This is a genomic window from Shewanella cutis (assembly GCF_022410515.1).
GTDB classification, from domain to species: domain Bacteria; phylum Pseudomonadota; class Gammaproteobacteria; order Enterobacterales; family Shewanellaceae; genus Shewanella; species Shewanella cutis.
This window is the reverse complement of sequence record NZ_JACSDI010000007.1, coordinates 143284-166772: the sequence shown is the minus strand read 5'-3', so window position 1 is coordinate 166772 and position 23489 is coordinate 143284. Positions and strand designations below refer to the sequence as shown.

General features: G+C 48.7%; 19 protein-coding genes. All 19 read right to left on the bottom strand.

The window, feature by feature from the left end:
* Nucleotides 1-1177 (bottom strand): hypothetical protein (locus H9J30_RS12025; protein WP_240131250.1); only part of this gene is annotated, 1177 nt, incomplete at its 3' end.
* A gap of 2 nt (nt 1178-1179) precedes the next feature.
* Nucleotides 1180-1443: a hypothetical protein gene (locus H9J30_RS12020; protein ID WP_240131249.1), complete on the bottom strand. Its 264-nt coding sequence runs from the start codon at nt 1441-1443 to the stop codon at nt 1180-1182.
* 64 nt (nt 1444-1507) lie between these two features.
* Nucleotides 1508-8248 carry an LPD38 domain-containing protein gene (locus H9J30_RS12015; RefSeq protein WP_240131248.1) on the bottom strand — a complete coding sequence of 2247 codons (6741 nt, stop codon included), beginning with the start codon at nt 8246-8248 and terminating at the stop codon, nt 1508-1510.
* A 63-nt stretch (nt 8249-8311) separates the two neighbouring features.
* Entirely contained in the window at nt 8312-9190 is an 879-nt protein-coding gene (locus H9J30_RS12010) for a hypothetical protein (protein ID WP_240131247.1), read from the bottom strand.
* On the bottom strand, nt 9190-9738 hold the full coding sequence (locus H9J30_RS12005) for a hypothetical protein (protein WP_240131246.1): 549 nt from the start codon (nt 9736-9738) through the stop codon (nt 9190-9192). The genes H9J30_RS12010 and H9J30_RS12005 overlap by 1 nt, the downstream gene beginning before the upstream one ends.
* A gap of 3 nt (nt 9739-9741) precedes the next feature.
* Entirely contained in the window at nt 9742-10710 is a 969-nt protein-coding gene (locus H9J30_RS12000) for a hypothetical protein (RefSeq protein WP_240131255.1), read from the bottom strand.
* A gap of 44 nt (nt 10711-10754) precedes the next feature.
* A complete protein-coding gene (locus H9J30_RS11995) occupies nt 10755-11201 on the bottom strand; it encodes a GNAT family N-acetyltransferase (protein ID WP_240131245.1) in 447 nt (148 codons plus the stop codon).
* A 2-nt stretch (nt 11202-11203) separates the two neighbouring features.
* Nucleotides 11204-12658: a hypothetical protein gene (locus H9J30_RS11990; RefSeq protein WP_240131244.1), complete on the bottom strand. Its 1455-nt coding sequence runs from the start codon at nt 12656-12658 to the stop codon at nt 11204-11206.
* Between the two features lie 141 nt (nt 12659-12799).
* Nucleotides 12800-14158, bottom strand: a complete 1359-nt coding sequence (locus tag H9J30_RS11985; RefSeq protein ID WP_240131243.1) for a hypothetical protein — start codon at nt 14156-14158, stop codon at nt 12800-12802.
* Nucleotides 14159-14166: 8 nt separating this feature from the next.
* Nucleotides 14167-15120, bottom strand: coding sequence for a hypothetical protein (locus tag H9J30_RS11980; RefSeq protein WP_240131242.1), 954 nt, complete (start codon nt 15118-15120; stop codon nt 14167-14169).
* Nucleotides 15117-15581, bottom strand: a complete 465-nt coding sequence (locus H9J30_RS11975) for a hypothetical protein (protein WP_240131241.1) — start codon at nt 15579-15581, stop codon at nt 15117-15119. The genes H9J30_RS11980 and H9J30_RS11975 overlap by 4 nt, the downstream gene beginning before the upstream one ends.
* A gap of 10 nt (nt 15582-15591) precedes the next feature.
* The gene (locus tag H9J30_RS11970; protein WP_240131240.1) at nt 15592-16239 is read right to left on the bottom strand and encodes a hypothetical protein; all 648 of its coding nucleotides are present in this window, start codon (nt 16237-16239) and stop codon (nt 15592-15594) included.
* Between the two features lie 29 nt (nt 16240-16268).
* A complete protein-coding gene (locus H9J30_RS11965) occupies nt 16269-17861 on the bottom strand; it encodes a hypothetical protein (RefSeq protein WP_240131239.1) in 1593 nt (530 codons plus the stop codon).
* A complete protein-coding gene (locus H9J30_RS11960; protein WP_240131238.1) occupies nt 17861-18499 on the bottom strand; it encodes a phage adaptor protein in 639 nt (212 codons plus the stop codon). Before H9J30_RS11960 ends, H9J30_RS11965 begins: the two co-directional genes overlap by 1 nt.
* A gap of 11 nt (nt 18500-18510) precedes the next feature.
* Nucleotides 18511-18978 carry a hypothetical protein gene (locus H9J30_RS11955; protein WP_240131237.1) on the bottom strand — a complete coding sequence of 156 codons (468 nt, stop codon included), beginning with the start codon at nt 18976-18978 and terminating at the stop codon, nt 18511-18513.
* A 70-nt stretch (nt 18979-19048) separates the two neighbouring features.
* Entirely contained in the window at nt 19049-20059 is a 1011-nt protein-coding gene (locus H9J30_RS11950; RefSeq protein ID WP_240131236.1) for a N4-gp56 family major capsid protein, read from the bottom strand.
* Between the two features lie 11 nt (nt 20060-20070).
* Nucleotides 20071-20988, bottom strand: coding sequence for a hypothetical protein (locus H9J30_RS11945; protein WP_240131235.1), 918 nt, complete (start codon nt 20986-20988; stop codon nt 20071-20073).
* A gap of 73 nt (nt 20989-21061) precedes the next feature.
* Nucleotides 21062-21262 (bottom strand): hypothetical protein, encoded by a 201-nt coding sequence (locus H9J30_RS11940; protein WP_240131234.1) that lies wholly within the window; start codon nt 21260-21262, stop codon nt 21062-21064.
* The gene (locus H9J30_RS11935) at nt 21262-23484 is read right to left on the bottom strand and encodes a portal protein (protein WP_240131233.1); all 2223 of its coding nucleotides are present in this window, start codon (nt 23482-23484) and stop codon (nt 21262-21264) included. The genes H9J30_RS11940 and H9J30_RS11935 overlap by 1 nt, the downstream gene beginning before the upstream one ends.
* Nucleotides 23485-23489 lie beyond the last annotated feature (5 nt).

The window sequence follows — 23489 nt, the reverse complement described above, 5'->3', positions numbered from 1 at the left end:
CTTTTACATTCGACACACGGTCATATAAATACCAGCCTTCACCGGTAATATAAGTGAACTCTATATCATCACCCGCATTTCCCATGGTTACGGTACCTTGGGAATAGGCAGTAAAGTCAACCACGCATTTAGCTGTACTAGAGAACGTAGTCTTATAGTCATATACCCTGAAGTTAGACTTAAACGCTAAAGGGACTGTTAGCTTTACGGTCTTTTCTGATGGCAGAGCATTCCACGAAACACCATCCCACTGAGCATAATTTATACCATCATCAATCCATATACCGATTTGAAGTTCACCGGGGTTATTCTGGAAATACTGATCGCGCTCGATAGTATTGCCGAATTGGAACCATATGGGGACGTAAGGGTATACAATTTCAGGATTTACAGCATGGTCACAAGGAAGGAATACAATTTCATCCTCTTCTACCTGCTTAGTGTATCCGTGGATTGGCATATCATAAAATTCACGGATACGGATATTAGAGTAATGATTAGCAGCATTTAAGGTAGAAGGACGTACTTGGAGCAGTCTCTTCTCTGCGTCTTCTTTACCCTTAGCAATCTTTATACAAGTATAGATAGGGGTGTTTTGGTGCCCTTCTACTGGGTGAGTAAACCACCAGTTAACCGTAGCGCCTGCAGCATAAGCTGTACCAGTAAACTTCTGCTCGTATGCTTGCACACCAGTATCATCAGAACCATACCATACCTGATATATTAGCCAGTCACTCGCGGCCACTGGTTCTGTCACAATAAACTCTTGACCCAGCACAGAGTGGTTGCCTAGCATAGTAGCGGCCTTACCGTAGGCGACTGAGCCAACTCCAGCAGGGTCACCGTAGGGCTTAACTGTAATCATATCCTTGTAGATACGAATACTAGGTCTAACTATTCCATCTGCTCCACGGTTCTCAACGATGGCGTGGTTTTTAAGGCCACCCCATGCTGGGTAGAAGTTTACTCCGCTGTTTAGATTAGTGAAGAATACGTTCTCTGCTCCAGAACTGATTTTGTGCAGTTCACTTAGATAAAAACTATTCAGGGTGGTTTCGATTGCCCTTCTCGACTCAATGCGGTTTGAGTCTGGGTTATAACTTAAATATTTTGCAATATCTCCGCTAGATACGCTACCACCACCTACACCGCCATTCTTCCCAAAGTAGCCGCCCATGGCTATTCCTCCGCGTGAATGTAAACGTTACCAAATACCCAGCATTGCTCGCTGCCTTCACTGACAAAATAAAGGTTTTCAAAGCCAGCGGGGATAATGCGATAAGCAGCGGTGTTATTACTTGGTTTAGTTGGGCCAAAATGCAGGCGGTAAGGTTCGTTTGATTGATTCTGTATCGAAAACGGCTTACCCACATCTATGGAGAATAAGGCGTTAACCGATTCATATTCTTGGTTGTTTAGCTGTTGTCTGTTTGCGGTAGGCATTTTGTCACCTGCTTGCTTCTGGTTAATTCTCCTTTTTCAAATTAAGCCATCCTTGGCCGATCCCTTAAAACTCCCGAAGGTTAAATCCGATATACGCGCTTTGATAAATCGCGTTCTTCTGGCGTGTAATGGCGTCTAGCTTTTCGCGCTTCTCGCTGGCGCTAGCACTTGAGTTATTAACTACCTCAGCTTGCTTGTTAAGCGCTGACACTTGGCGCTGCACGCGGTTAAGCGCAATGCGCACGCCGAGTTTATCGCGGTTATCTTCAAGCACTTCCATCATGCGGCTTGAGTCTTGTTCCTCGGCTGCGCGCTTATAGCTGCCAAATGCTTGGTTAGCCGCATCAAGCGCCTTGTAAAACTCGTTCTGATAATAAGTATTGCCCTTTGGTGCATCGCCGCCGTAAAAGGCTTTGATGATTGGGTAGCGGCTGATAGGGGTTTCGGCGCTCTCGCGGCCAAGTATCTGGCGCGCCATCATATCGGACATAGCGAGTACATAGCCGCCCAATGTGCCAGCATAACCATTAACTAAGTGCTCGATTTTCTTAGGGCTAACGTTTAATAGCTGCCCTAATTCGCGCGCGGTGTCGCTGGTGTAAGCGTTATAGCGGTCGCCTGGCATACGCTGCTCATCGCCCATGCCCTCGATTGCAGTGCCTTTAAAGAATGACTTATTGGTCATCACTTCAACCACTGGCAAAGCAATTTGCGGGATTGGGTTTAATGCCATAGTGTTAAATACAGCATTGCCCACGGCGCGACCTAGGTCGCTGCCGGTCTGCGAACCTGTGCCAAAGCCAAGTAAGCGCTCAGGTAGGGTGCCGAAGATAATCCCAAGTTCAAACGGCTTAGGGATGCGGAAGTGATCATCACCTATCCAAAAATGCCAGTTGGCGTCTTTATCCCAGTCAGGCAATTCTTGATAGCGCTCGTCATCGTCATTCATCGCGGCAAGTGCCAGCGAGAAAGCGGCCACCTTAACGCCCTTCACCGCCAAATTTGCTGACAGTACCTTAAGCACTTTATCATTTTCGCCAGCGGCTGATGCCCGGGCTAATTTATACATACCCTGCAAGCGCGCGTTGAAGAACGGTAGAAAGTCGATCATGGTACTGATTAGCGCAAAGTTGCCTTTAAGTGAATAATCCATTAGGTCTTTAGCTTCAAAGGCGGCTTGACGGCGAGACTTACCCGCGGCTAAGCCTGCCTCATAGGTTGATAGCCGGTTAGCGTTTTCGACCTTATCGCTGGCGTTACGATACTTCTCTAGCAACATCTTGCCATTAGTGACTAAACTGCCCATGTAGCCGTCAATCTGCCTGCTCGATAATCCCTTCTTAGCCAGAGCACGGCGCATTTGCTGCGCGGACGCTTCTGGATCTGCCCCGTGAATATACCCGCCTTGAAACGCTGCGCCGCTGAATATTAAATCGCGGTAGGCTTCATCCTCTTTGAATGCCTTTTTCAATCCCTTAATTGAGTCAGTGCCTAGCTTGAAATCATCTTTGTTGATCATCCATGCGTGCGCCGCGTCGCGGACAAAGTTTTTAAAGATAAAGTCAGGCGACATGGTGATGCCAGTCGTTAAAAAGCGTTTGGCGCCTCGTCCCATGCGGTTAAACAGCGCTTGGCTGCCCACATCATTCACCGCAATTAACCCGCGCAGCAATGCAGGATCGGTAACGGCATAAGCTACCGCTTGACCATCGCGCATCACTTTAACTCGCTGGATGCTGTTAAGCTCGCGTTGGCTCAGTTTGGCAAACTCAGGGCTATCGACTTCGGTCATAAACTCGGTGCCACTTAAGTTATTAGTCACCTCTAGCATGGCTTTGTTTTTTAGCGCAGCGTCGAGCATGGTTGACTGACGCAAGATAATGTTTTCAAGCAGGTCTTTGGTGGATTGCTTGCCGCCTTTCAACTCTTTGATTTTGGCGTTCTGGCCTGCAATGCCTTTCTTGGTGAATGGCGCGGTAACCATCGAGGCAATATCCTGCATTTCTGGATCGACATCTTGCTCACGGAAGAACGGAACATAATACTGTTCGTCAAAACCGGCGCGCTGCTCTGCGCTGATAAGTCCTGCACCTTGGGCAACATCGAGCACGGCCGAGTTAATCTTGTTGTACTCGGCGCGCACTTCTTCAAATAGCTTTTCTTTGCCGTCGGCAAGGGCTAGCAACTCGTCAATATCAGCTTGAGATAGGTTATTCTCGCGGCCTTCGGCTTTAAGCTGCTTGGCGCGGTTAGCGCCCATCCATGCAAGCCAGTTATTGAACTCGCCATCAGGCAACATGCCAAACACTTCAAGCAATCCTTTCGTGTCTGCCTTGCGCTGAATGATGCCGTCTTTCCACATTGGCGCGCCGTAGTGTAAAACGCCGTGCAATACGTCCGATAAACCTGAGGCTAAACGGGCAGAAACATAACCCATCTTATTTGGGTCGGTAATTCCCGCGGCTTCTTCGGCTTTTTTGATACCGTGCAAACCGTCGAAAATTCCTTCATTTAAGCGGCTCCAAAAGCTTGATTGCTTAAGCGTGTCGGCGGTATTGCGGTAGTTCTCGGTGATCTTCTCTTTCAGTGTTTGCTCGGCTTCTTCCTCGAGCCCAAGCTTTTGTTTGGCGGTGCGGGTGTCATCCTCGAAAGCCATGCTAAAACGAATGTCGGTTTTTTTTACATCTTTTCTTGGGCCTGTACCCATTGAATCGATGATGGAATCTATATCAACTTTGCTTAACGCTTCCGCGCTTACTTCATAGCTACTTGAATAGTCGCCCAGTTCAAAGGGAATACCCATCCTAGTTAGCCTTTCGTACATATTTACGGATGCGTCAGAAAGTATAGTGTCTGAGTTCCAGCCAAGACCGTAAGATTGCGCTATTCTCAAGCCTTCTAAATATGCTCTTGTTACTGATCCTCGTCCGTGTATTTTTGGATTATCAGTAGTTGATAAGACCTCTAAATAAGGGCTCATTGTTGGTTTGTCGAATATTTCATTAACAGAAATAGTTAGTTGAAAATAATTATTTGCTTGGTCTGTTATAACTATTCTGCCATAGTTATCAGCTTTAACATCTAGTTCATAAACGTCTTTTAGCTCTATTTTGTTTCCTGCAAAATCATCAATAAAATCGGTAGCCTTATATTCTGAATCGTTAGAACTGTATGATCTGCCGTAAAATCTAGCGCCCTCTGGTGAAACGGTGTAATCTCTAAATGAAAGTGGCCTTGCCCCTTTGTTGAATCTAATCTCACCCATGCCTCTGCGTTGACGCTCCTTGCTGTGACGCTCAAGTAATTTTTGCGCCTTATATATCCTTAGTTTACGCTTATCAAATCCGCGCACAATGGCCTTCATCATATCTTCCATTTCATTGCGGGTAATGTTGGCCTTGATGATCCCCAACCCCTCGAGCTGACGGCGCAGCCATTTAGTCAACTCAAACCACCACGCCTTAGCCGTTCCGCGCTCTGGTTGATTTTGCACAAAGTTAGCAAAGACTTCCTCGGCTTTCACGGCATCGGATGCTCCTTTGTAATCCTTATCGATACGTGCCCAAAGCTCCTTAAACTCTTTACGGCTGCGGCTTGAATTTAGCTTGTTGATAAACTGCTGATACTTTTGCGCGCCGATCACGGTATGTAAGCCGCCGTGAGCTAACACCTCATGCACCAGCGTTGAGCGCAGTTCGTCAATGGATTTGAAGTTATCGAGGATCAAGTAAGCACTGTTGCGCCTGTCATCATAGGCGCCGTAAATGGTTTGGCCTTCCATTGCCATGGCTGGCACGTTGAAGCGTGATAAAAATTCATCCTGTGAGGTAAATAGGTTAACCCTGATCCCCGCTGCACCGGATAAGCGCTTCATTACATCATCAACGGCACGCTGCGCCTCGGCTTGAGTGAATAAGCGCGCGCCACGATTAGCGCCTCTGGCTTTAGCGCCACTAGGTTTATCGAAGAATGACAGCTGATCACTATCATCTACTGCTTTGGGTTCTGTTTTGGCTTTTAGTTTTTTAGTTGCTTCTGTAGCCTTAGGTTGTTCAGTTACTGTTTTTTCTGTGTTTGCTTCCGGCGCATCCAAACCAAACTCTTTGCGCAGTTCGGCATAGGCCATGCGGTTGATGCTTTCTGGCGTATCACTGTTAAATTGCTGGTAAGTTTCAAAGGATGACTCGGAAAGGGCTTTATCAATTTCGGTTTCGTATGAGTCGTTGAGCTTGGTTACTGCATCGCTGTAGCCTGGTGAATCCTTTTTAAAGCCCTGCTTTTTAATCTCAGCTTGTACCCACTTGGTTTTAGAGGTGCGCAGGATAGCAGGCGTGTCGGCTGTTTTGGCATCGGCTTGCTCAACGGTTGGTGTTGCCCCAGCCTGCGTTTCAGAACTTGGGAACTCACGGGCAAGAGTGATTAGCTCTTTAATCGGCGCATTCAGGCGGATCACTTTAATCTGCTCGCCCTTCTCGCGCTTGGTCAGCCATTGGTGATGGCCGTCAAGCACATGGTTATCACTCGATACCAAAATTGAACGGTCGCCACCTTCAAAACCTAAGGCTTTTTTCACTTTGGCGGGTGAAAACTCTGCCTGCGTTGGTTTAAGCGAGTCGGCTGGTACTTCTTCGGTAGTATGCTCAACGCCACGGGCTTTCATAAAGTTAACCATAGCGCCGCGATGTTCAGCCTTAATCTGTGGCATTTCAGAACGGGGAATATTCAGCGTGCCCGTTTCAGTGGCAAAGGCGGTCCACTCGTTATCTATCTTGTCGCCTGCGAGGTCTTGTGCGGGTTCAGCATTAGTTAGTGCAGTAGGCGTTGTTTGTTGCTCAGCTCTAACAGGAATATCCTCTGCACCGTTGGCTCGAGGTGTTTCGGAACTGTCTGAAACTTGCTCGGCGCTTGGTCGTTGTAGCTCAGAAACTGGTCTAGTTCCTGCGCTTCCTGCATCGATATTGCCTGCGCCTGTTGTGCTTGTTGTATCCATTGGCGCATTATTGATGCCCTCTATTGTTTCTGGCTCAACCTTAGGCACTACGCGCCAGCCAAAGCCATTATCCAACTTAACCGATTCAATCTCTGCACCTTCACGCTTAGCGGTACGAGCGCCTTTGCTGATTAATGCCTCCTTAGCGGAGGCAAATGGCGTGTTGTTCGATTTGACATTGATACCCTGCGATTGAGATGAAAAGTTATCAGGCGCAAAGATAACTCCCTTGTCGGCGATTTGCTTGGGCTGTGCTGCGGTTTGGCGCGCTGTATTGTCTGCAAATTGCTGCGCCGCCTGCATAGGTCGGCCATCATTAGCAAAAATGGTATCCGACTGGCCAATAAGGTTAGTTGGCTGCGCGGCCATCGTGTCGCGCGTGCGCTGGCGGCTTAGGTTTTCGCCGTCGATAAATGGCGCCGATAATAGCCCAGTAACAGGGCTGCGGCCTTCACCTTCTGGCGGTAACCATTCCCCTTCACGGCGCTGATCGGTAAGCCCCTGCACGGTATCCATTGCTTGCGTTAGTGGGCTCTTATTGAACTGTTCTGGCACAGTTGGAAAACTGCGGCCCTTCATTGCATTGTCTTTGGCGATAACGTCATCACCAAAGCGGCCAGCCTGCATAGTGTCACCCATGCCAGCACGACGTGCAGCGGTGGGTTGATCGTAATTAGGTTGCTGTAATGGCTGCGCTTGGCTTGTTTGCGCCATGCTGTCCATATCAGCTTTGCGGTCAGCGGCTTGCTGTGCGTCGGCATCCATAGCACCGGCTACGGTTGGGTTGCTTTCCCGAATAGGATCGGCGGCAGGATTCTTTGAGGGTTGAGAGTTAACAGGTTCACGGTTAGCAGGATTGCGATTAGCAAGGCCACCAACTGCTCCAGCGCCAGCACCAAAGCCAGCGCCAATAACACCCTCGTTAAGCGCGGCAAGTTTAACGCCAGCCATTGGATCACGTTGGTCTATTTGCGATAGCACGTTATCCACTGCATATTGACTCACCCCAGCTTGTGTGGCTTCGGTTGCGCCCTCGGTAATACCACCCGCTAATGCACTACGAAACGCGCCGGATTTTGCCAAGCGCACGCCCGTTAATGCGCGCCCAATAATCGGATCACCAATGGCAGAGGCGGCAAAGTTGGCTAGTAGCGCTTTTGGGTCGCTACGGACTTCGCTGGCAACTTGCTCTGCAAGCTGTGACTTTGCTTGGTTCCACTTGCTTACATCGTCTAAATCGGGTGATTGGGCATCAATATTTAGGAAGGTCTGCTTGAACAGGTCTGAATCTGCCAGTACTTGATCTGGCATCTTTAACACTTCTTGGCGCGCTTGCTCCATGGCTTGACCAGTCGCCGCACTGCCGCCAGTTGCGCCCATGCCTACCGCTTGCGCGACCTTTGCGCCAGTAGAACCAAGGCTTAGGGCTTTAGTGGCTAAACCTGCTGCGCCTGCGCCTGGCACTGCGGTAGGCACAAACTGCCCCGCGACGTTAGCGATTTGCAACAACCACGTATCAAGGTCTGTCATCCCCTCGCCTAACTCGGTTTCGCCTTGCGCGTTTTCGGTAAACATCTGTTTGCCCATGGCCTCTTGACCACGGCTAGACATTTGGTTGTATTGGTTATCAGCAATGCCATACAGTGACTTGGCAATACCATCGGCCCCAACAAAGTCAAAGATACCGCCTAAGCCAGAAGCGGCCCCCGCTTGAAATGAGTCCACCACATCACCAAAGCGGCCTTGTTCTTGTGGTTTAGTTTGCGCTGTGGTTGTAGTGCGGTATTTGTTAGGGTCAAAGCCGAGTAGCGACATTGTTCAGACTCCAAAAAAAGAAAACCCGTCACATGGACGGGTTAATAACGTTTTGCTGATTGTTTAGCGTGGCATCATTGAAGCGCCATAGGCGGATTGAATGCCGTTTTCACGCATCCGCTTTAGGTATTCATTTTGCTGCGAGATAGTATCTGGCGATAACAGCCCGGGCTTGCGTGTGATTTCGCCACGGTCGTTCAATAAAAAGTCCATTGCCATATCACGCTTAGTTTCGCCTTGCTTTGGCATTGCGCTACTAGCTTGTGCTTGTGCTTGTGGATGGCGCACGCCATTAGCCCAACCGCCAATATCAAAGCTTGGTTGCGCTGGTTGCGCAGACATTTGCGGCTCGATCACGGTTTTGGTTTCAGGCTCGGCTTCCGGCAAATACATGCTAAAGCCGTACTTATTGACTTGAGCCTCACTCATGCCGCTTTGCTGCACCATCCTGCTAGCGTCCTGCAGATAGCTTTTGTTTAGATCTGCCATAGCTGCGCGGTATGCTTCTTGGTCAGTGACTTGCTTGGTCATCGGGTCAACAAACATTTCTTGAATTTCTTTAGCTTTATCGTTCTTGATGGAGTCAAGACGCTCTAAGGCTTGGGCTAGCATGGCGGCTGATTGCTTTTCGTCCTGTCGACCTTCGCGGGCGTTGGCGCGGTTAGCATCTTGCTCGCGGAATTTTACCGAGTCTTGGTAACGAGCATCCTCTTTAGCGCTGCGCTCGGCGTAGCGTTGATCTTCCTTGGCTTGCTGCTGCTCATAACGGGCATCTTGCTTTGCAATGCGCTCGTCCTCTTTAGCCCAGCGCTTTTCCATGCTGGCTTCGCGCATCCGTTCGCGTTCATCGTCACGCATCGCCATGGCATAAGCATAAAGCCCTTGGCTAATCGCTTGACCAGCGCCCATTAAGCCTTGGCCTAATCCAACTAATAGAGACATTACATACCCCCTTGCGCGGCACGTTGCATTAACCCTTTAGGCGCTGCTGGTTGTGCACCTTGCTTTGGCACAATGCCCAACGCTTCGCCTTCTTTAGTTGCATCTTCAACTGACTGCTTTAGCTCGTTAACATCAAGCTCGCCCATGGCCTCTTTAGTTGAGATATAAGCGCTATAAGCTTGGCTGATAGCGGTATCAATAAACTGATCATTGATTTCATCGTTTGCTAGCGCGCCAGCTTCAACGGCCAATCCTGATAGTTCAAAAAAGATTTCCATGGCAAAAATAAGCTTAATATCGTCGCTAAATTCCATTTGCTTACTCACGGCTATGATCACCGTTGCGATAGCATTACCAATGCCCTTTGCAATATCCTCGGCATCTTTGATCATCGCAGCGATTTGGTCACCCGTTTGCCCTTCGCCGTGAATAATCACTTGGGCAACCTTCATCGCCTCGGCTAGCTGCTTTTCTTCCTCTGGCGTTAAATCTTCACCGTCGTCAGGCGCATTCATTGGTTTAGCTTGCATAGCCATACTCTTTGCCATAAATCAGCCCACCGAGTTAGTTAAGTCGTCTAGCGTTGACGGTTGCCAAGCGGGTTTAATGCCTGCGGGTGCAATGCTAGCCATAGGGGCAAGATTCACTTTACCCATCAAGCCGCCGATATTTAAATCGGTTTGATTGCCTTCGCCATCAACGCCCCAGTAAGTCATGCGCTTGCGGGCTTCTTCGGCTTCTTTTTCAGCCGCCTTACCCTGCATAGCACCGCCAATAAGCTGCGTTCCGGCTTGGATTCCAGTGCCTAATAACATGGCTTGGCCAGCACTCATGCCACCAAGCAAGCCGCCTCCAGTTGCGGCCCCTGCCGCGCCTGCTGCAGCTGCTGCGCCAGCTCCACCCGCAACAGCCGAACCGGTGACGCCTGCCGTGCCAGCACCAACACCAGTTGCATTGATCAGCGCCGTTTGTCCAGCCGCTAGCGTGGCGCCAGAACCAACCGCCGTACCTGCTCCGGTTGCGGCTCCTGCCCCTGCACCAGTGCCCCAAATGCCTGCACCAATCTGTGAAGCAGAGCCAGCGCCAACACCGCTACCAACACCAGCGGTTGTTGCTGCGGTTGTTGCACTAGTGGCTGCACCGCTTGCGGCTCCGGCAGTAGCGCCTGCAGTAGCACCAGCCGCTGCGCCAGCAGCCCCAGTCCAACCACCTGCAATTGCAGAACCAGCACCAGCTAAGTTGCCAGACATTAGCGCCGTGCCAGCGCCTTGCACCCCACCCCAAGCGGAAGCAATACCGCCTGCCGCCGTGCCGCCTGCGCTCATGGCCCCAATAAGGGCCGCACCTCCAAAGTAGATAAGCACGGCTGCGGCCACAACTTTAAAGATGGGGCTTTTCTCAATCTTTTCGCGGATTTTGGCGGTTTTCTTGTGAACCCATTTGAAAACAGGGTCTAAAGTCCCTGTGATTTTATGGGCAAATTTACGCAATTTTTTAAATGCTTTGCCGACAGCGCTCATACTGCCTCCTATCAAATAATTTGATTAATAGATGTATGGATTAGTTAAAGGATGCGATTGTAAAAACCGCCGACTAAGTTAAGCCCGTGCTTTTCGTATAACTGACCTATGCGTCCGTCAGCATCAAGGCCAGAGCTAACACCGAGTAAAATGCTTTTCACTTTGGGGAATGATTTAGCCCAGCGGATAAAGCGGCGCAGAAGCCAGACGGCTTGATCTGCATGCTCTGGTAGCACACAAAAGGTTAAGTCTGTGGCGTAACAGTCCTTGCTAAACCAGTGCTCCTCTTGCATTGCCAGCAAAAAGCCCACGACTTCGCCATCGACTACCGCAACAAATGCCTCCATGCTTTTATCGCTAATGCAGCGGCGCACCATATAGCTGGTTTTGGTATCGTCCATTTCAACCGGATAACTTGGCGCTTTGGCTAGGGTAATTCTGCCGATTTCTAAGATTCGTTTTAGGTCGGCGTGAGTGGCAGTGCGGATCATGGTTATCTCATTTGTTGGTTATAGCGATCATCGTTACCCGTTCCACCGCCACCAGATGAACCACCGCCAGTACCTCCACCAGTCGAACCTCCCCCACCCGTGCCGCCAGTCGACCCAGTACCGCCAGTGTTGCCGGTAGCAGGTGGAGGCGTAACGATTGGTTTAGGCGGCATTTGGCCGTCGCTTGCGCCATAAATAACTGCCAACATGCTGGCTTGGTTTTGTAACGAGGTCATGATGTTAGAAACTGCCGCTTTTTGCTGCTCTGCCGTCATATTGGGGTTTGACATTGCCATACCGATGGCTTGCATCGCTGCGTTAATCGCAGTGCTTTGGGCGTTGCCGTATTCCATCTTGGTTTGCTGATCAAAGCCTAATGCCTGTGATTTAAAGTTGGCTTCAATCTGCGCGTTAAGCTCCTTCCAACGCTGGTCATTTTGCAGTTCGTTAAGCTGGACGCTGTACTTTTGCAGCACAGCATCACGTTCAGTTTGAATTTGCGCGCTGCGCTCCATCTGTACTAACTGTAACGACTGCTGTTTATCGAGCGTGCCCAATTGCTGCTTATACTTTAAATCCTCAAGCTGCGCTTGGAATTGGCGATCGGTGTTCTTCTCGCCAGTTTGCCAACCCATTTGATTATTTTGCAGTTGGTTATTAATCGCGCCTTGCTTGTCAGCCATTGCCGCGTCTTGCTGATTCTTTTGGTTTAGCTGGTCTTGCTGCGCCTGTGTTTGCCATTGCTGGCTTTGCGCTTGGTTGTATGTCTGTGCGTCTTGCTGCGCAATGGGCAGTGCCTTATCAATCATTGACGATAAAGCCACCTCGTTACCGATAGAGCTTGACTGCAAACCACGGGCAGCGTTGTAACCCTGCGCGTTGGCAATCGCTTTGCGCATAATGTCGCTGTTAGGGTCGAGCAAGCCGGTAATTTGGTTTTGCACCAATGATTCTTTGCGCGGATCGTACTGGTATTGCTTATCGCTGGTAACGCCGTTAGTGCCAACGCTGTTATATTCATTTGGTTTGAAGGTGTTTTGCACAGGCGTTGGTGCGGTAACGGCGTACTGGCTGTTATCAATTGACTGTGTGCCCGTTGCATTAGTCGGCGTTGTTGCCGAGTTTTCGAGTCCACCTGTTGGTTGAGTGCCGGGCTTTTGCGGGACTTGATTTACAGGCACTTGGTTTGTAGTCGATGGGCTTGGCGCACTTTGGCTTGACGTAGTCATCTGCTGCGCTTTGCCCATTAACCCGCCAGTAGTGCTACCATCAAAGCCAAATCCCGCTTTATCCACGTTGCCCATCATGGACGCATTCTGCCCCTCATAGGGAAGCGTCTTATTGATTGGCTGCTCTGGTTTAATCGGATAGATGGGCTTGTTTTGTGGCTTTTCAGGCGCAGGCAGTTGCCCAATGCCCACAGGCTGAATCGTCTGCACTGGCTTAATTTGTTGCATGGCAAATGAACCTCGAAGAATGAGATTTAAAAAGTTATCAGTTAAGTGAGTAGAGATGATTTAAAGCAGATGGGCAGGCCAAATAAACACCTTTGGCACGATAGAAAAATCATATACCCATTAGATTTTAATTCAAGGTGTTTATAGCGTAATAAACTGCCAGTTTGCCGCCTTGTAGTCGTTAATGCGCGCGGCGGGTAAAGCTAGCGGCAAGCCAGCAGCATCAAGCAAGATTTGCGCCTCGTTCTGCGCTTTTACCATGGGTAGCTTTATCACTGGCGCGCCTGCTATCGCTGTATGTAGCTCGATATTGCTTATCACGCCGCGCAGACCAAAGGCGTATTCACTATCAGGCGCAAAACCCGAGCCAGTATCGCCAGGCACATTGTAAACGCGCTCGCCGTAACTTGGCCTACTACCTATGCGCAGCACCTCGCCTTTAGCGGTATTGGTCGGTTTTATTGCGCCATCAATGTGGTAAACCTGATAAATATCACTGCCTTTGGGTTTGCAGCTAATGCGCATCGAATCGTTTGTACCACTGCCTGTTAACCGGTAAAACTCAATAAGCCAGTCACCATCCTGCAGGCCAAATGCAATTTTACGCTGAAACACATAGCCAAAGTAATTCAGCTCCACAATGTCGCGCTGCGTTCCGCTAAAGCACAGTGAAACCTTAGCCATTTGCAGTTTATTGCCATAGCTAAACAGGGTTGATTTGCTGTTGATGGCGTCAACATTATCAAGCGTAAAGGCAATGCTAAACGCTTGATTGGCGCTAATCGCATCAGCTTGCTCAATCTCTATCGCGCTTTGATAACCAGTGAGCAGATAAGCAAAATGCCCGTTAGTTGGCAGTACAATAGGCGGTATCGGTTCGCTTGGGTTGTATGTTTTATCTCGATAGCGGTAAAGCAGTTGCAAGCGGTAATCTACTGCCATATCAGCTTGCTTTACAAGTACAGCGTCCGCTGTCACGGGCGTTGCGTATTCAATCGAATACCTATCCCGCTGCATCCGGTAAAAAATCGCACCAGAGCGCATATAGAACAGCATTACATCGCTGCGCGAATTAGACGTATCCCAACGAATATCAAATGTTGCATAAGGATAATTGCCGTCGCCAAACTCAGTAATAATATTTTGAACTAATACCGGATTAAACCAATATAACTTTAACTTATTATCCAGTGTTTCAAAAAACACCATAGGCCGACCAAGCTGGTCAAATGTAGCAGCCAATCTCTTAATGTTATCAACTAAAAAAACGGATGTTGCTGGTTCAAATACGGCGCCATTATGTTTGCTGGCGGTAACTTCGCTGCCTGTATATTCAAACAGCCACCATGCAGCCTTAATATTGCCGCCACTGGCATTTAATTGTTCAGGCCCTAACTCAAGCTCGAATGGATTATCTGAGGTATATTGCGGCTTGGTTATGCCGTAAGTGGCGAACGCGTTAAGTTGCTTATCATCACTCCATCCAGTTTCAGGAATCATATAAACTCCTATTTTCTGGAGATTGAGAATGATAGTGATACTGTGTATCCAACTGTATTATTTTTTGGTAGCGGCGGATCAAATGCTATCGCTATATTAGCAACGTTAGCAGATGTATATATTATGCAAAAACCTATGCTTGCTCCATTCGGTAATTGCGTCGTTGTTGGTATTGTACATGAAATAGTCTCTTTGATTACTCCGGCTACACTTCTGTCAGTTGTTGAACTGGCTGTTAGATTCACCCTATTTCCTGTGCCAGTATCTAGCCTTGCAGCTGTTCCAGTTGGTGGAATTGTCATTACTTCTTTAAAAAAGAATCCGTTAGTGGGTGTGTTTGCGTAAGGGTATCTAGTAGGTATTATAGATGCTTCTTTTGTGCTGCTAGATGCGTATGATTCTGGGTATCCAACAATAACGCTTGCTTGGTAATTAACGCCGCCTATAGTTAAAGTTTGAGCTGGCTGTCTTGTTTCAATTTCAACAAAAAAACTATATTCAACACTTAATTGATCCGACGCTGTTAGCGTTATGGAGGTTGGGTTTCCATTGGTGTCTTTTACTAATGTTCGAACAAGTATTGTGGACAATGTGGCGTTAGAGTTGTAAATCGCTATTTCTGATATATTCCCAACTACAGCACCCAAAGCAAAAGAGTAAACCATCTTTCTACCGACGGTAGCTACTGAGCCACTCCACGTTGTTGGTATTTCTGATGAACTTCCATTTGCACTGCTTGAAATAGGACCAATTCTATTAACTAATGCTGTATCTGTAACAGTAGGCTCGGTAGTGCCTGTCCCAACTCCGCAATAAGTAAATTCGGTAGCTGAAGTATTACTAAAAGCATTGTTAAGTAATAGATTTGAGAATTCAGATGATTCTTCTTTTCTACCATCAGAATGAGTTACAATTAATTTAAATTTACCATAAGCTTTAGCGTCAACACTTAATCCGCTCATAACTTTATTACTCCAACTGAATAAGTACATTTTCCTGTATCGGCATCTGTTGCTTTTACACCTACAAAACCCACTACCGAAGCGTTATAGCTAACTTTACCAGCGTCATTTATAGACGTTTTAACTAATCCACTTTTGATTACGCTAACAGCGTAAGTTACTACCCCGTAATCAACTTCTTTTGGATCTGTTTTAGCAATCAGTTCTACCGCAACGGAGTAATTGATTAATCCATAATCTAAGTCTGATAAATTGATTCCGCCTATTACACTAATGTCAGTCGAATAAGACATTGCACCTGTATCATCAAAGCATTTTACAGGGCTGTAAATCGTGCTTTTTAAAACACCATCCCGATAATAAACCCTCTCACGCCTTGCTTGTGCTGCGCCTGCTAATACCGCAAATAGCGCCTGCGCTTGGGTGAGCCCACTTGTTTTAGGTGAGTTTGGTTCGCTCATATTGGCTCGCTTACGGCAAAATCACTTCGCTGGGGTAAATATCCCCAACCATTAGCCACACGGTTTCGCTTAGGCTAATTAGTGCAATTGCCGAGTTTTGGCCGTAAGCCCGTAGCGTTCCGCTCGATAGGATTGTCACGCCTTGCGCGGTATCTGGCACTAGCCATAATTCTGCATCGGTAGCCGCGGTTAAAAAGATGATGCTGCCCGTTGCCACAACCGGATCACCGTTTACTGTCCTTAAGCTGCGCCCAACTGTCACTAGCACTTTACTTTGTGCTTCGGTCGGGTTTGCAGGCTTTACGTAGTTGCAAGTAATAAACTGGTTATGGCTATCACCATTCACGCTTATCGCATTGGTTGATTTGGTGACAAAGGTTAATTCATGGCTGGCATTAAGGATTAATTGCGCTGCTGGCAACAAATCCATGTTGCCTTGCTTATTGATATATAACAGCGTGTCAGCGTATGGCTGTAGCGGAATTTCGGTGTTACCGACAAAGTTAGGCGGTAGCTTTACCACAAAGCCGTTAATCTGCGCGGTAATTTGCTGCAAATTGGCCGAGATACCGCCTAACTTGGCGTTCATTGGTGCGGAACGGACTGTAGTGCCAGTCACAAACGGGCTAGCATCTTGCCAGTAGCTTAATTGAGTCATGACATTCCTTAGCGCCTACGGGCTCTTTGTTAGCGCCTGCGGCTTACGGGTTTACTGTGCAAATACAGGTTTGAAATGATATGCGGCGGCAACTGTTTGGAGGTGTTACTCAGGTGCAATGCGATATTGCGCGATACGCCAGCAATATACATATCAGCCCAGTTTGTTGAACCATTGCCCCATGTAGCATTGTCCCACTCGGATAAATCCCACTTGCTGCCAGAACCGACAATCAACTCACTGTCTGGTGTGTCAGGGCTCATAAAGTCAAAGTAAGCTATGGCGTGCATTAATACTTCGGTCACGCTGTCGCATTCAATCACCAGCTTGTGCCATTTCTTTTTAGTTTCTGGGCTACCAAAGTGCATAAAGCCAGTAAGTAAGTAACTCTCGTACTCGAGTCCATCAAAGCTAAAACCTTTGTCTAGCTGATACACAAAGCCGTTTTCGGCGCCAACGAATACCGATTCAATGCCAAAAGCATCTTCACCACTGAATGCACATCGTATAGGCACGCCGTAGTTTACTTGGGTGAATTGTGGCGCGCCGTCCGGTGCCAGCGTGATAAACAAGGCGCTGCCATCGGTAAAGAATAAGCGATATTGGTTTTTGGTTTTAATCGTCACGCTGCACATATCGCGGCCAGCGTATTGGTCAAGTAGCGGCTGCACCTTTTGGCTGATTGTCGCTTGAGCAAAGTCACCAAACTGCTGCACACGGGCCAGCATGGTTAAACCACGGTCATCGAGGAATAGCGTATCGCTTAAGCTTTGTGCGGTAGCTGTGCGCATGCCAACTTTTGTGCTTAAACTCTTTAGCTGAAAATCCGTCTTGCTGCTGCCGTAAAGCATGTACAGGCGGTTACGGCAACCAATGGCGCAAGTATTATCGGCTTGCACCTGCATATCGGTGATTTCGTCGGCCACCGCGATTTCACCGCCACCGTCCACACTGCTAAATTTAGTGGGGTCGCCAACGGCGCTAAACACAAACGAGCCGCCACGGTAGCCAAGTAGTAACGTTTGGCTTGGCAATACCTCAAGCGTGATTGGTGCGTCTGGCGTAATGGGGCCTGTTATTTGGGTAAACGTGGTGCCATTAAAGCGGAAAGCTTTATTCTTGCCATCTACGCCAATAATCTCAAGCGTGCCTGAGCTGCCGCTAAAGTTGGTTTGCCGCGTGAACAATCGGCCATTTGGCAAAAGCGCTGGCGTTGTAACCTCTGCCCAACCGGTAGATGTAGCGCGGTAAAGCTTGGCCGCGTTGCCGTCGCTGGTGTTACGCATCGCATAAACAATGCCAGCAAACATAAACACGCCGATAACGGGTCCGCTGCCCGGCACTGCAGTAATGAGTGCGCGCCTCGTTTCAACCTCGGCATTGAGCGCAGCAAGCGCGGCTTCATCTGTTTCAAATGGAAAACCTGCCAAGTCAACAACGCGCACTGCTGACGGCGACGGTCTGCCATCGAAGCGCTCAAAGCCTGTTACCCGCTGATAGCGGCCGGAGGTGTTAATCTCATAGTTAACTAACTCACGGCATTCGCCTGGCTTCATATCGCTATCGCTATCGGCCAGATTTAAACCACCACGCAATGAAAGAGCTGCAGGAGTAAAAGCCATTAGAACGGCCCCCGCGCAAATCCCATCCTTGGCAGTTGATCACTGCAAAGCTGTGATAGCTTTTCTTCATAACGCATTGCGGCCAATTGGTATAACGCTTGATCTTCTTCAAAGTGGGCGTAAAACATGAGCGCCTTTTGCACAATGCAATCGTGGTGTTCTTCTGGCATCTGCGGAACGTCAGCATCATTCACTAAGCGCGCTGGCTTACTGAAATAATCGATAGTCACGCTATAGGCTGTATCTGGGGCAGGATAAAAGTAAAAGCGGTTATCCGGTGCAATAGCAAAGACTTGCGGCAGTCCTTGCCCCGTCTGCAGCTCGTAGCATTCAACCCATTCATTCCAGTCAATCTCACGCAGAATCGTGTCACCTACACGAATGCGCTGCATCGATTTAAGCTCTGATACATTTAATTCGAGTGGGCTGTAACTTTGCTTGCCGACCACTAGCACCGTGAGCGCGCGACGCCACAGGAAACGCCATTCAGATTTCAGCTTCTCAATGTCGTTATTGGCATCACGCACCCAGCCGACAATTTTAGCCAGTACGCCAACCTGATTAACGGTTGACGCTGGCCCAGTGCCAGAAACGCCAGATTCCTCGCGCACGCGCACACACAGCTCTAGAAAGTTCATAGCGCACCCTATTAGTCGTAGTGTTTTTCAATGACGCTAAAGGGCCAGCGCTTGACCTTGGTCTCCTGTAAAGACTTCATCTTAGTTTCTTTATCGACTACGTTCTTAAAACGGCTTTCGATGGCGTTATTAAGCACATCGTAAACACCAGCGGGGACGCGCACATCTTGGCCCTTGATCACTTTAAACATGGTGCCATTGACGCCAACCTGCACGAAGTTATCAACTTCTTCATCTTCACCACTGTTGTCGTGAATGTTGATCGTGACAGCGGTAAGCTCCTTGTCTCCGGTGCCTTGCTCGTCCGCATCGCCAAGTTCTTGGTCAGCATTTGTTTTGGTGTCATCGAATAATGAAGGGTCAACCTTCTTCATTTCGGCAATCACTTCGGTGCGCTCTTTGCCTGTCAAATCAATGCCAAGATCATCAGCGGCGAATTTAATCAGTTTTGCGGTGCTGTCTTTGCTAGTAAATTTCATGGTCGTTCTCCAAAGCTGAAATAAAAAAGCCCCGCGATTAAGCGAGGGCTTTTGTGTGCTTACTGATTGGTTAGGTTGGGTCTACCGATGCCGCAACTTCGCCACGGACTAACCATGCGTCGTTGAGGATCAAAGCGGTGTACCATGTTTTCCACGCGACTGAACCGTTTTGACCCATTTCGTCTCCGTGTGAGGGCGAGCCAGGGTTACGCACCATTGGCTTGATCGCGCCGCCAGCTTCCTTGCTTCCTTTTAACGGGATACAGCCAAACGCTTTAGCGCCCATAAACAACACAGGGTAAACGTCGGCATTGGTGCCGCCAGTTGTTACCGCTGTACTGCCATGCGCGCCGCCAGCGTTAACCCAAGGATTAAACAGAGGTGATGCGATATAGCGTACATCTTCCACTGAGCCCACTTCTTCGGCGCAAATGGGTTGACGGTTGCCGTACTCTGCCACAGGAGTAAAGCCGGGCATTTTGCGCACGCTAGATACAACGTCCGTATGACATACCGCCACGTAAGCCGCTTCAATTGGCTTGGTCGCATAGTTAGGGCTACCGGCTAAAATTGAGGTGATACGCTTCGCGCGCTGCGCCATCAGTGTACGTACCGCTAAACGCTGCACTTTGATTGACAGAGGCGTGTTTACCGCGTTACGGGCTGCGCCGTTGGCATAAACAACGTTAGTGCCGGCAATCAGCTTGCCGTAGGTGATTAGCTCAACGGTTTCGGCTGCTTGCTCACCTGCCATCATTGCCATATCGGAGCCCACTGGGTCTTCGTGTAAGTCAACTACCTTGTCGGTAATTGGCATCCATGAGCCGTATTGCTGCAACGTGGCTTGCACATCGGCGTAACGGAAGTTGGTCGCTGCGGGGCGCACGCCTTCGGCAATGGGCGTGGTCGCTGCTGGCAGCGGGATTGGTCGGCGAAACTTAATCACTTCACCGGTGTTTTTAGGCATAGGCTTATGATCGCCCAGTTTGTTAAGCACTAAGATTGGCTCTGCGTGCTCAAGCATTTTCTTTTCGGCATACACGCCAACGCGCGCGCCAATGTCACCATAGTTATTCGCCATGATGTAACTCCTTAATTACTTGTGATTTGATTGAATAAAGCAACTGGATCAACGTCATCAGAATCAGCCGCCGCTTTGCCTGCGCCCTTGCGCGGGATTTCGGCGTGATCTGCTAACGTGCTTTGGGGTTTAGGCTTGGACGCTGGCGCGCTGGGCGCTTGGCGAGTGCCTTTGTACAAGTTGAGAAGTGCAATGTTGTCATCTGCAAAATCGCTCTGAGCCATGGCCTGCACAGTAGAAGGCTGTGAAGCCACCCACTGGTGAAAGTTAGGGTCTTGTGAAATTTGCAGGTAATCAGGATGCACGGTTGCTAGCGCTTGAAACTGGTTTTGCAGTTCCTCTTGCTGTTGCACCTGTGCTTGCTGGGCGCGCATTTCTTCAAGCGGCGTTAGCTGCTGCTGAAATGTTTGCTTTACTGCATCAACTTGATTGCGAACGAATGCGGCTAATTCGGGGAACTCGTCTTCAACTTCGGCAAATGATTTGCCTTTCAAGTCGTCGGCTGTTGGCAACCCGTTTGCACTGTTCGCATTTGCACCATTAGCCTGCTCATTCGCTTTCAGCCCTGCAGTCACTTCATTGAGTTTTTTAGTCAATGCAGAGACGCGGCCGGCATTGGCGCGATGATTTGCTTCAAGCTGTTGGTGCTGTTGTTTGAGCGTTAGATATTCGTTGCGTAAAGCCTCAGGCGCAGAGGACCAAGGGTCATCAGTTGCCGCTTGGCCTTCGCCGGCATCTGCGCCTTTATCGTCTGGCTGCTCTTTCGCTTCGGTATCCTGCTCTTGATCCAGCTCATCAACCGAATTACCGGAGTCGTTAGAGTCCTGTGTGATTTCGTTAAATAAGCTGATGGCATCAACACCGTCGTCTAGGTCTTGGCCTTGATTCTGTTGTTGATTAAGTTCTTCTTGCCCGTCTAGGTTTTTCATTGTGAGTGCCTTTTTGCAGTCATAAAAAACCCGCCGGAGCGGGTTAGTTAAAAATGAGGTATAAAAAAGGCCGCTATTCGTCAGCGGCCTGTGCTTGTTTCTTCAAATCGTTAGGATATAAGCGGATAATTTCATCAATCATTTCGATTTTTCCACGTATCTTTGCCGTGGCAATTTCGCTCATATCGTTAATCAGTGACTCGAGTAATTCTTCTCGATCTTTCAGTAAGCGCTTTTTAACCGCTTGCCATGACTCACTATTCACATTAAGCATTATTCAAGTCCGTAGTTTGCGGTTAAACCTTGGTTTAACTTCATGTTGCTTTCGGCAATAAACTTATCCCATTCAAGCGCTGAGCGGCTTTTTACCTTCTGCAATTCAACCATAAGCTTTTCAGTATTTAACTTATCGTTCTGCGCCAGCTTCATTAGTTCAATGCGCTCTTGCGACTCTTGGCGTTGCATATCAGCGGCAATTTGCTGTTGCTTCATTTGCAGTTCGGCTTGCTTTTCTTGCATACGCTGCTGGGCGTTAAACTGCGCAAGCTGCATATCCATATCGGCTTTAATCTGCACTTGCTGCAAACGCATTTGCTCAAGCTGCATAGCGGGGTCTTGCTGACCTTGCGCCTGCTGTTCTTCCATCTGCTTTTGATACTGAGCCAGTTCTTCGTCAGTTGGAATGATTTCATCAGGAAGTGATTGCGTCTTAGCCCACTGCTTGAGGATCTGTACTGATTTAAGCTGCAGCACCGGCGCGAATATCGGGCTATTACCAGCAATATTGATAAAGTTGGTTAGTGCTTGGCCGACTTGTTCTTTAATGAGTAACGCTGACGTTCCGCGAGCGTCAATTTGATAGTCGCCTTTCACGTCGTTATCTTCGCTGTGCATCATGTTGAAGTGATAGAAGTCACTGATAAGCGGCGCGGTGATAAAGTCATCCCACTGCTTAACTTGATTACGTCGCACTGTGTTAGCGGCATTCATCAGCATTGACATACCGCCGAGGGTTTGCGTCGATTGCCCTTGCTCGCCTTGCTGCAGCATTGGCACGCCTGATACTTCATCAAACAGAATGCGCGCGGTTTGGTAAATCTGGCTTAGCTCGTCAATGTGTGAATCAAATTCAAAGGTGGTAAACGCTTGCTTAATATCTTGTGCTGCTCCCTCAATATTCCAAAACTTACGCGGCTTTAAGTTCCACACGCCATCTTGCGGCTTAACTAGCTTTTTATTGACGCCGATTTGAGGGCCAGAGGTAATCGCGCCATTGTCGAGGATCATCCGCCAAGTGGTGTTAATAATTGCTTGTTCGTCACGCACCATGCGCGGGATGCCGTAACCAAACACGCTTGAGTCGTCTAACTCCCAGTTGTACACGCGGTACGGCATATCTTGGCTGTAATCCATTAGCGCAAGCTTGGCCCCCAGCACAATGCCGCCACAGTAAAACACCACTGCATCGTATTCGTCTTGTGCGTCAATCTCGTTTTCAGGGTCGATAGGCTCAAGAATCTTTAATTCTTCCAGCACTTGGCGCGAAACAGGACCGTGATACTCCCACGTTTCATAGCGGGTATCGTTTAGCGAATCGCTCAGCCCTGCAAGAATGCGCACGTCGTCCATATAAGTGCTTCTGTGCTGCGTCTGCATTGAGCGCATTTGCAGCACTTTGGCAACTTGCTCCTTTGGGAACCCTTTACGATTAACTAAGCCGCGGATCTGCTTCTTGCTCATAAAGCGGCGCTCAAATACGAACTCTGCTTCTTCAATCGTTGACGCCGACATATCAGGGTAAAAGTCCCACGGGCGCACCACTTCGCAGCCCGGTTGAAACTTTTGGTTAATCGTGACTACAAAGTTACCGCTTTCATCTTTGGTGTAAGCGCGGTCAGTTTTACCAAGTACAACTGGCCCTTTAATGATGCCCGTACCAACAGTGCAAGCATCGTGAATCACTTCGCGGCATTTGGCGTTGTACTTAGTTTCGACAAGCTGATCGCTAATCAGCTTTTCCATTTTGTCGCACGCGGCATTAATCTTTTCTTGCTTGCGTGCGGCCACATCAGCGTTAGATATTACGTTTCCTTGCTCGTCTTGATATTGCTCGCCGTTTAGCTCGAAAGGCGTCTCTTTATCCTCGAGCATTTCGACCAGCTCAGGCACAGGCGTTGGCTTGATCCCCCAGTTCTTATCGTCATTTGGGAACAGCAAATCAACTAACTGCGCCTCGCCAGCATTAGTTTTAGCGCGGGTTAACTTAATGAAAACCTTAGCGGTTTCATTCTTATTCATTGCCTCAAGCGTGACTTGATCGTACTGGCCGTGATAGTTGCGTAAATCCTCAACCATGCGCACATCGATATTGCCGCGTTGATAAATAGTGTCAGATAGTTTGCGCTCAAGCTCTTGGGCCAGAATGTCCAAATTAGAATTTTGATCATAATCATGGCCGTAAGCTTTAGGATTTGCGCCTTTTTGCTCGTCTGACATTTGTT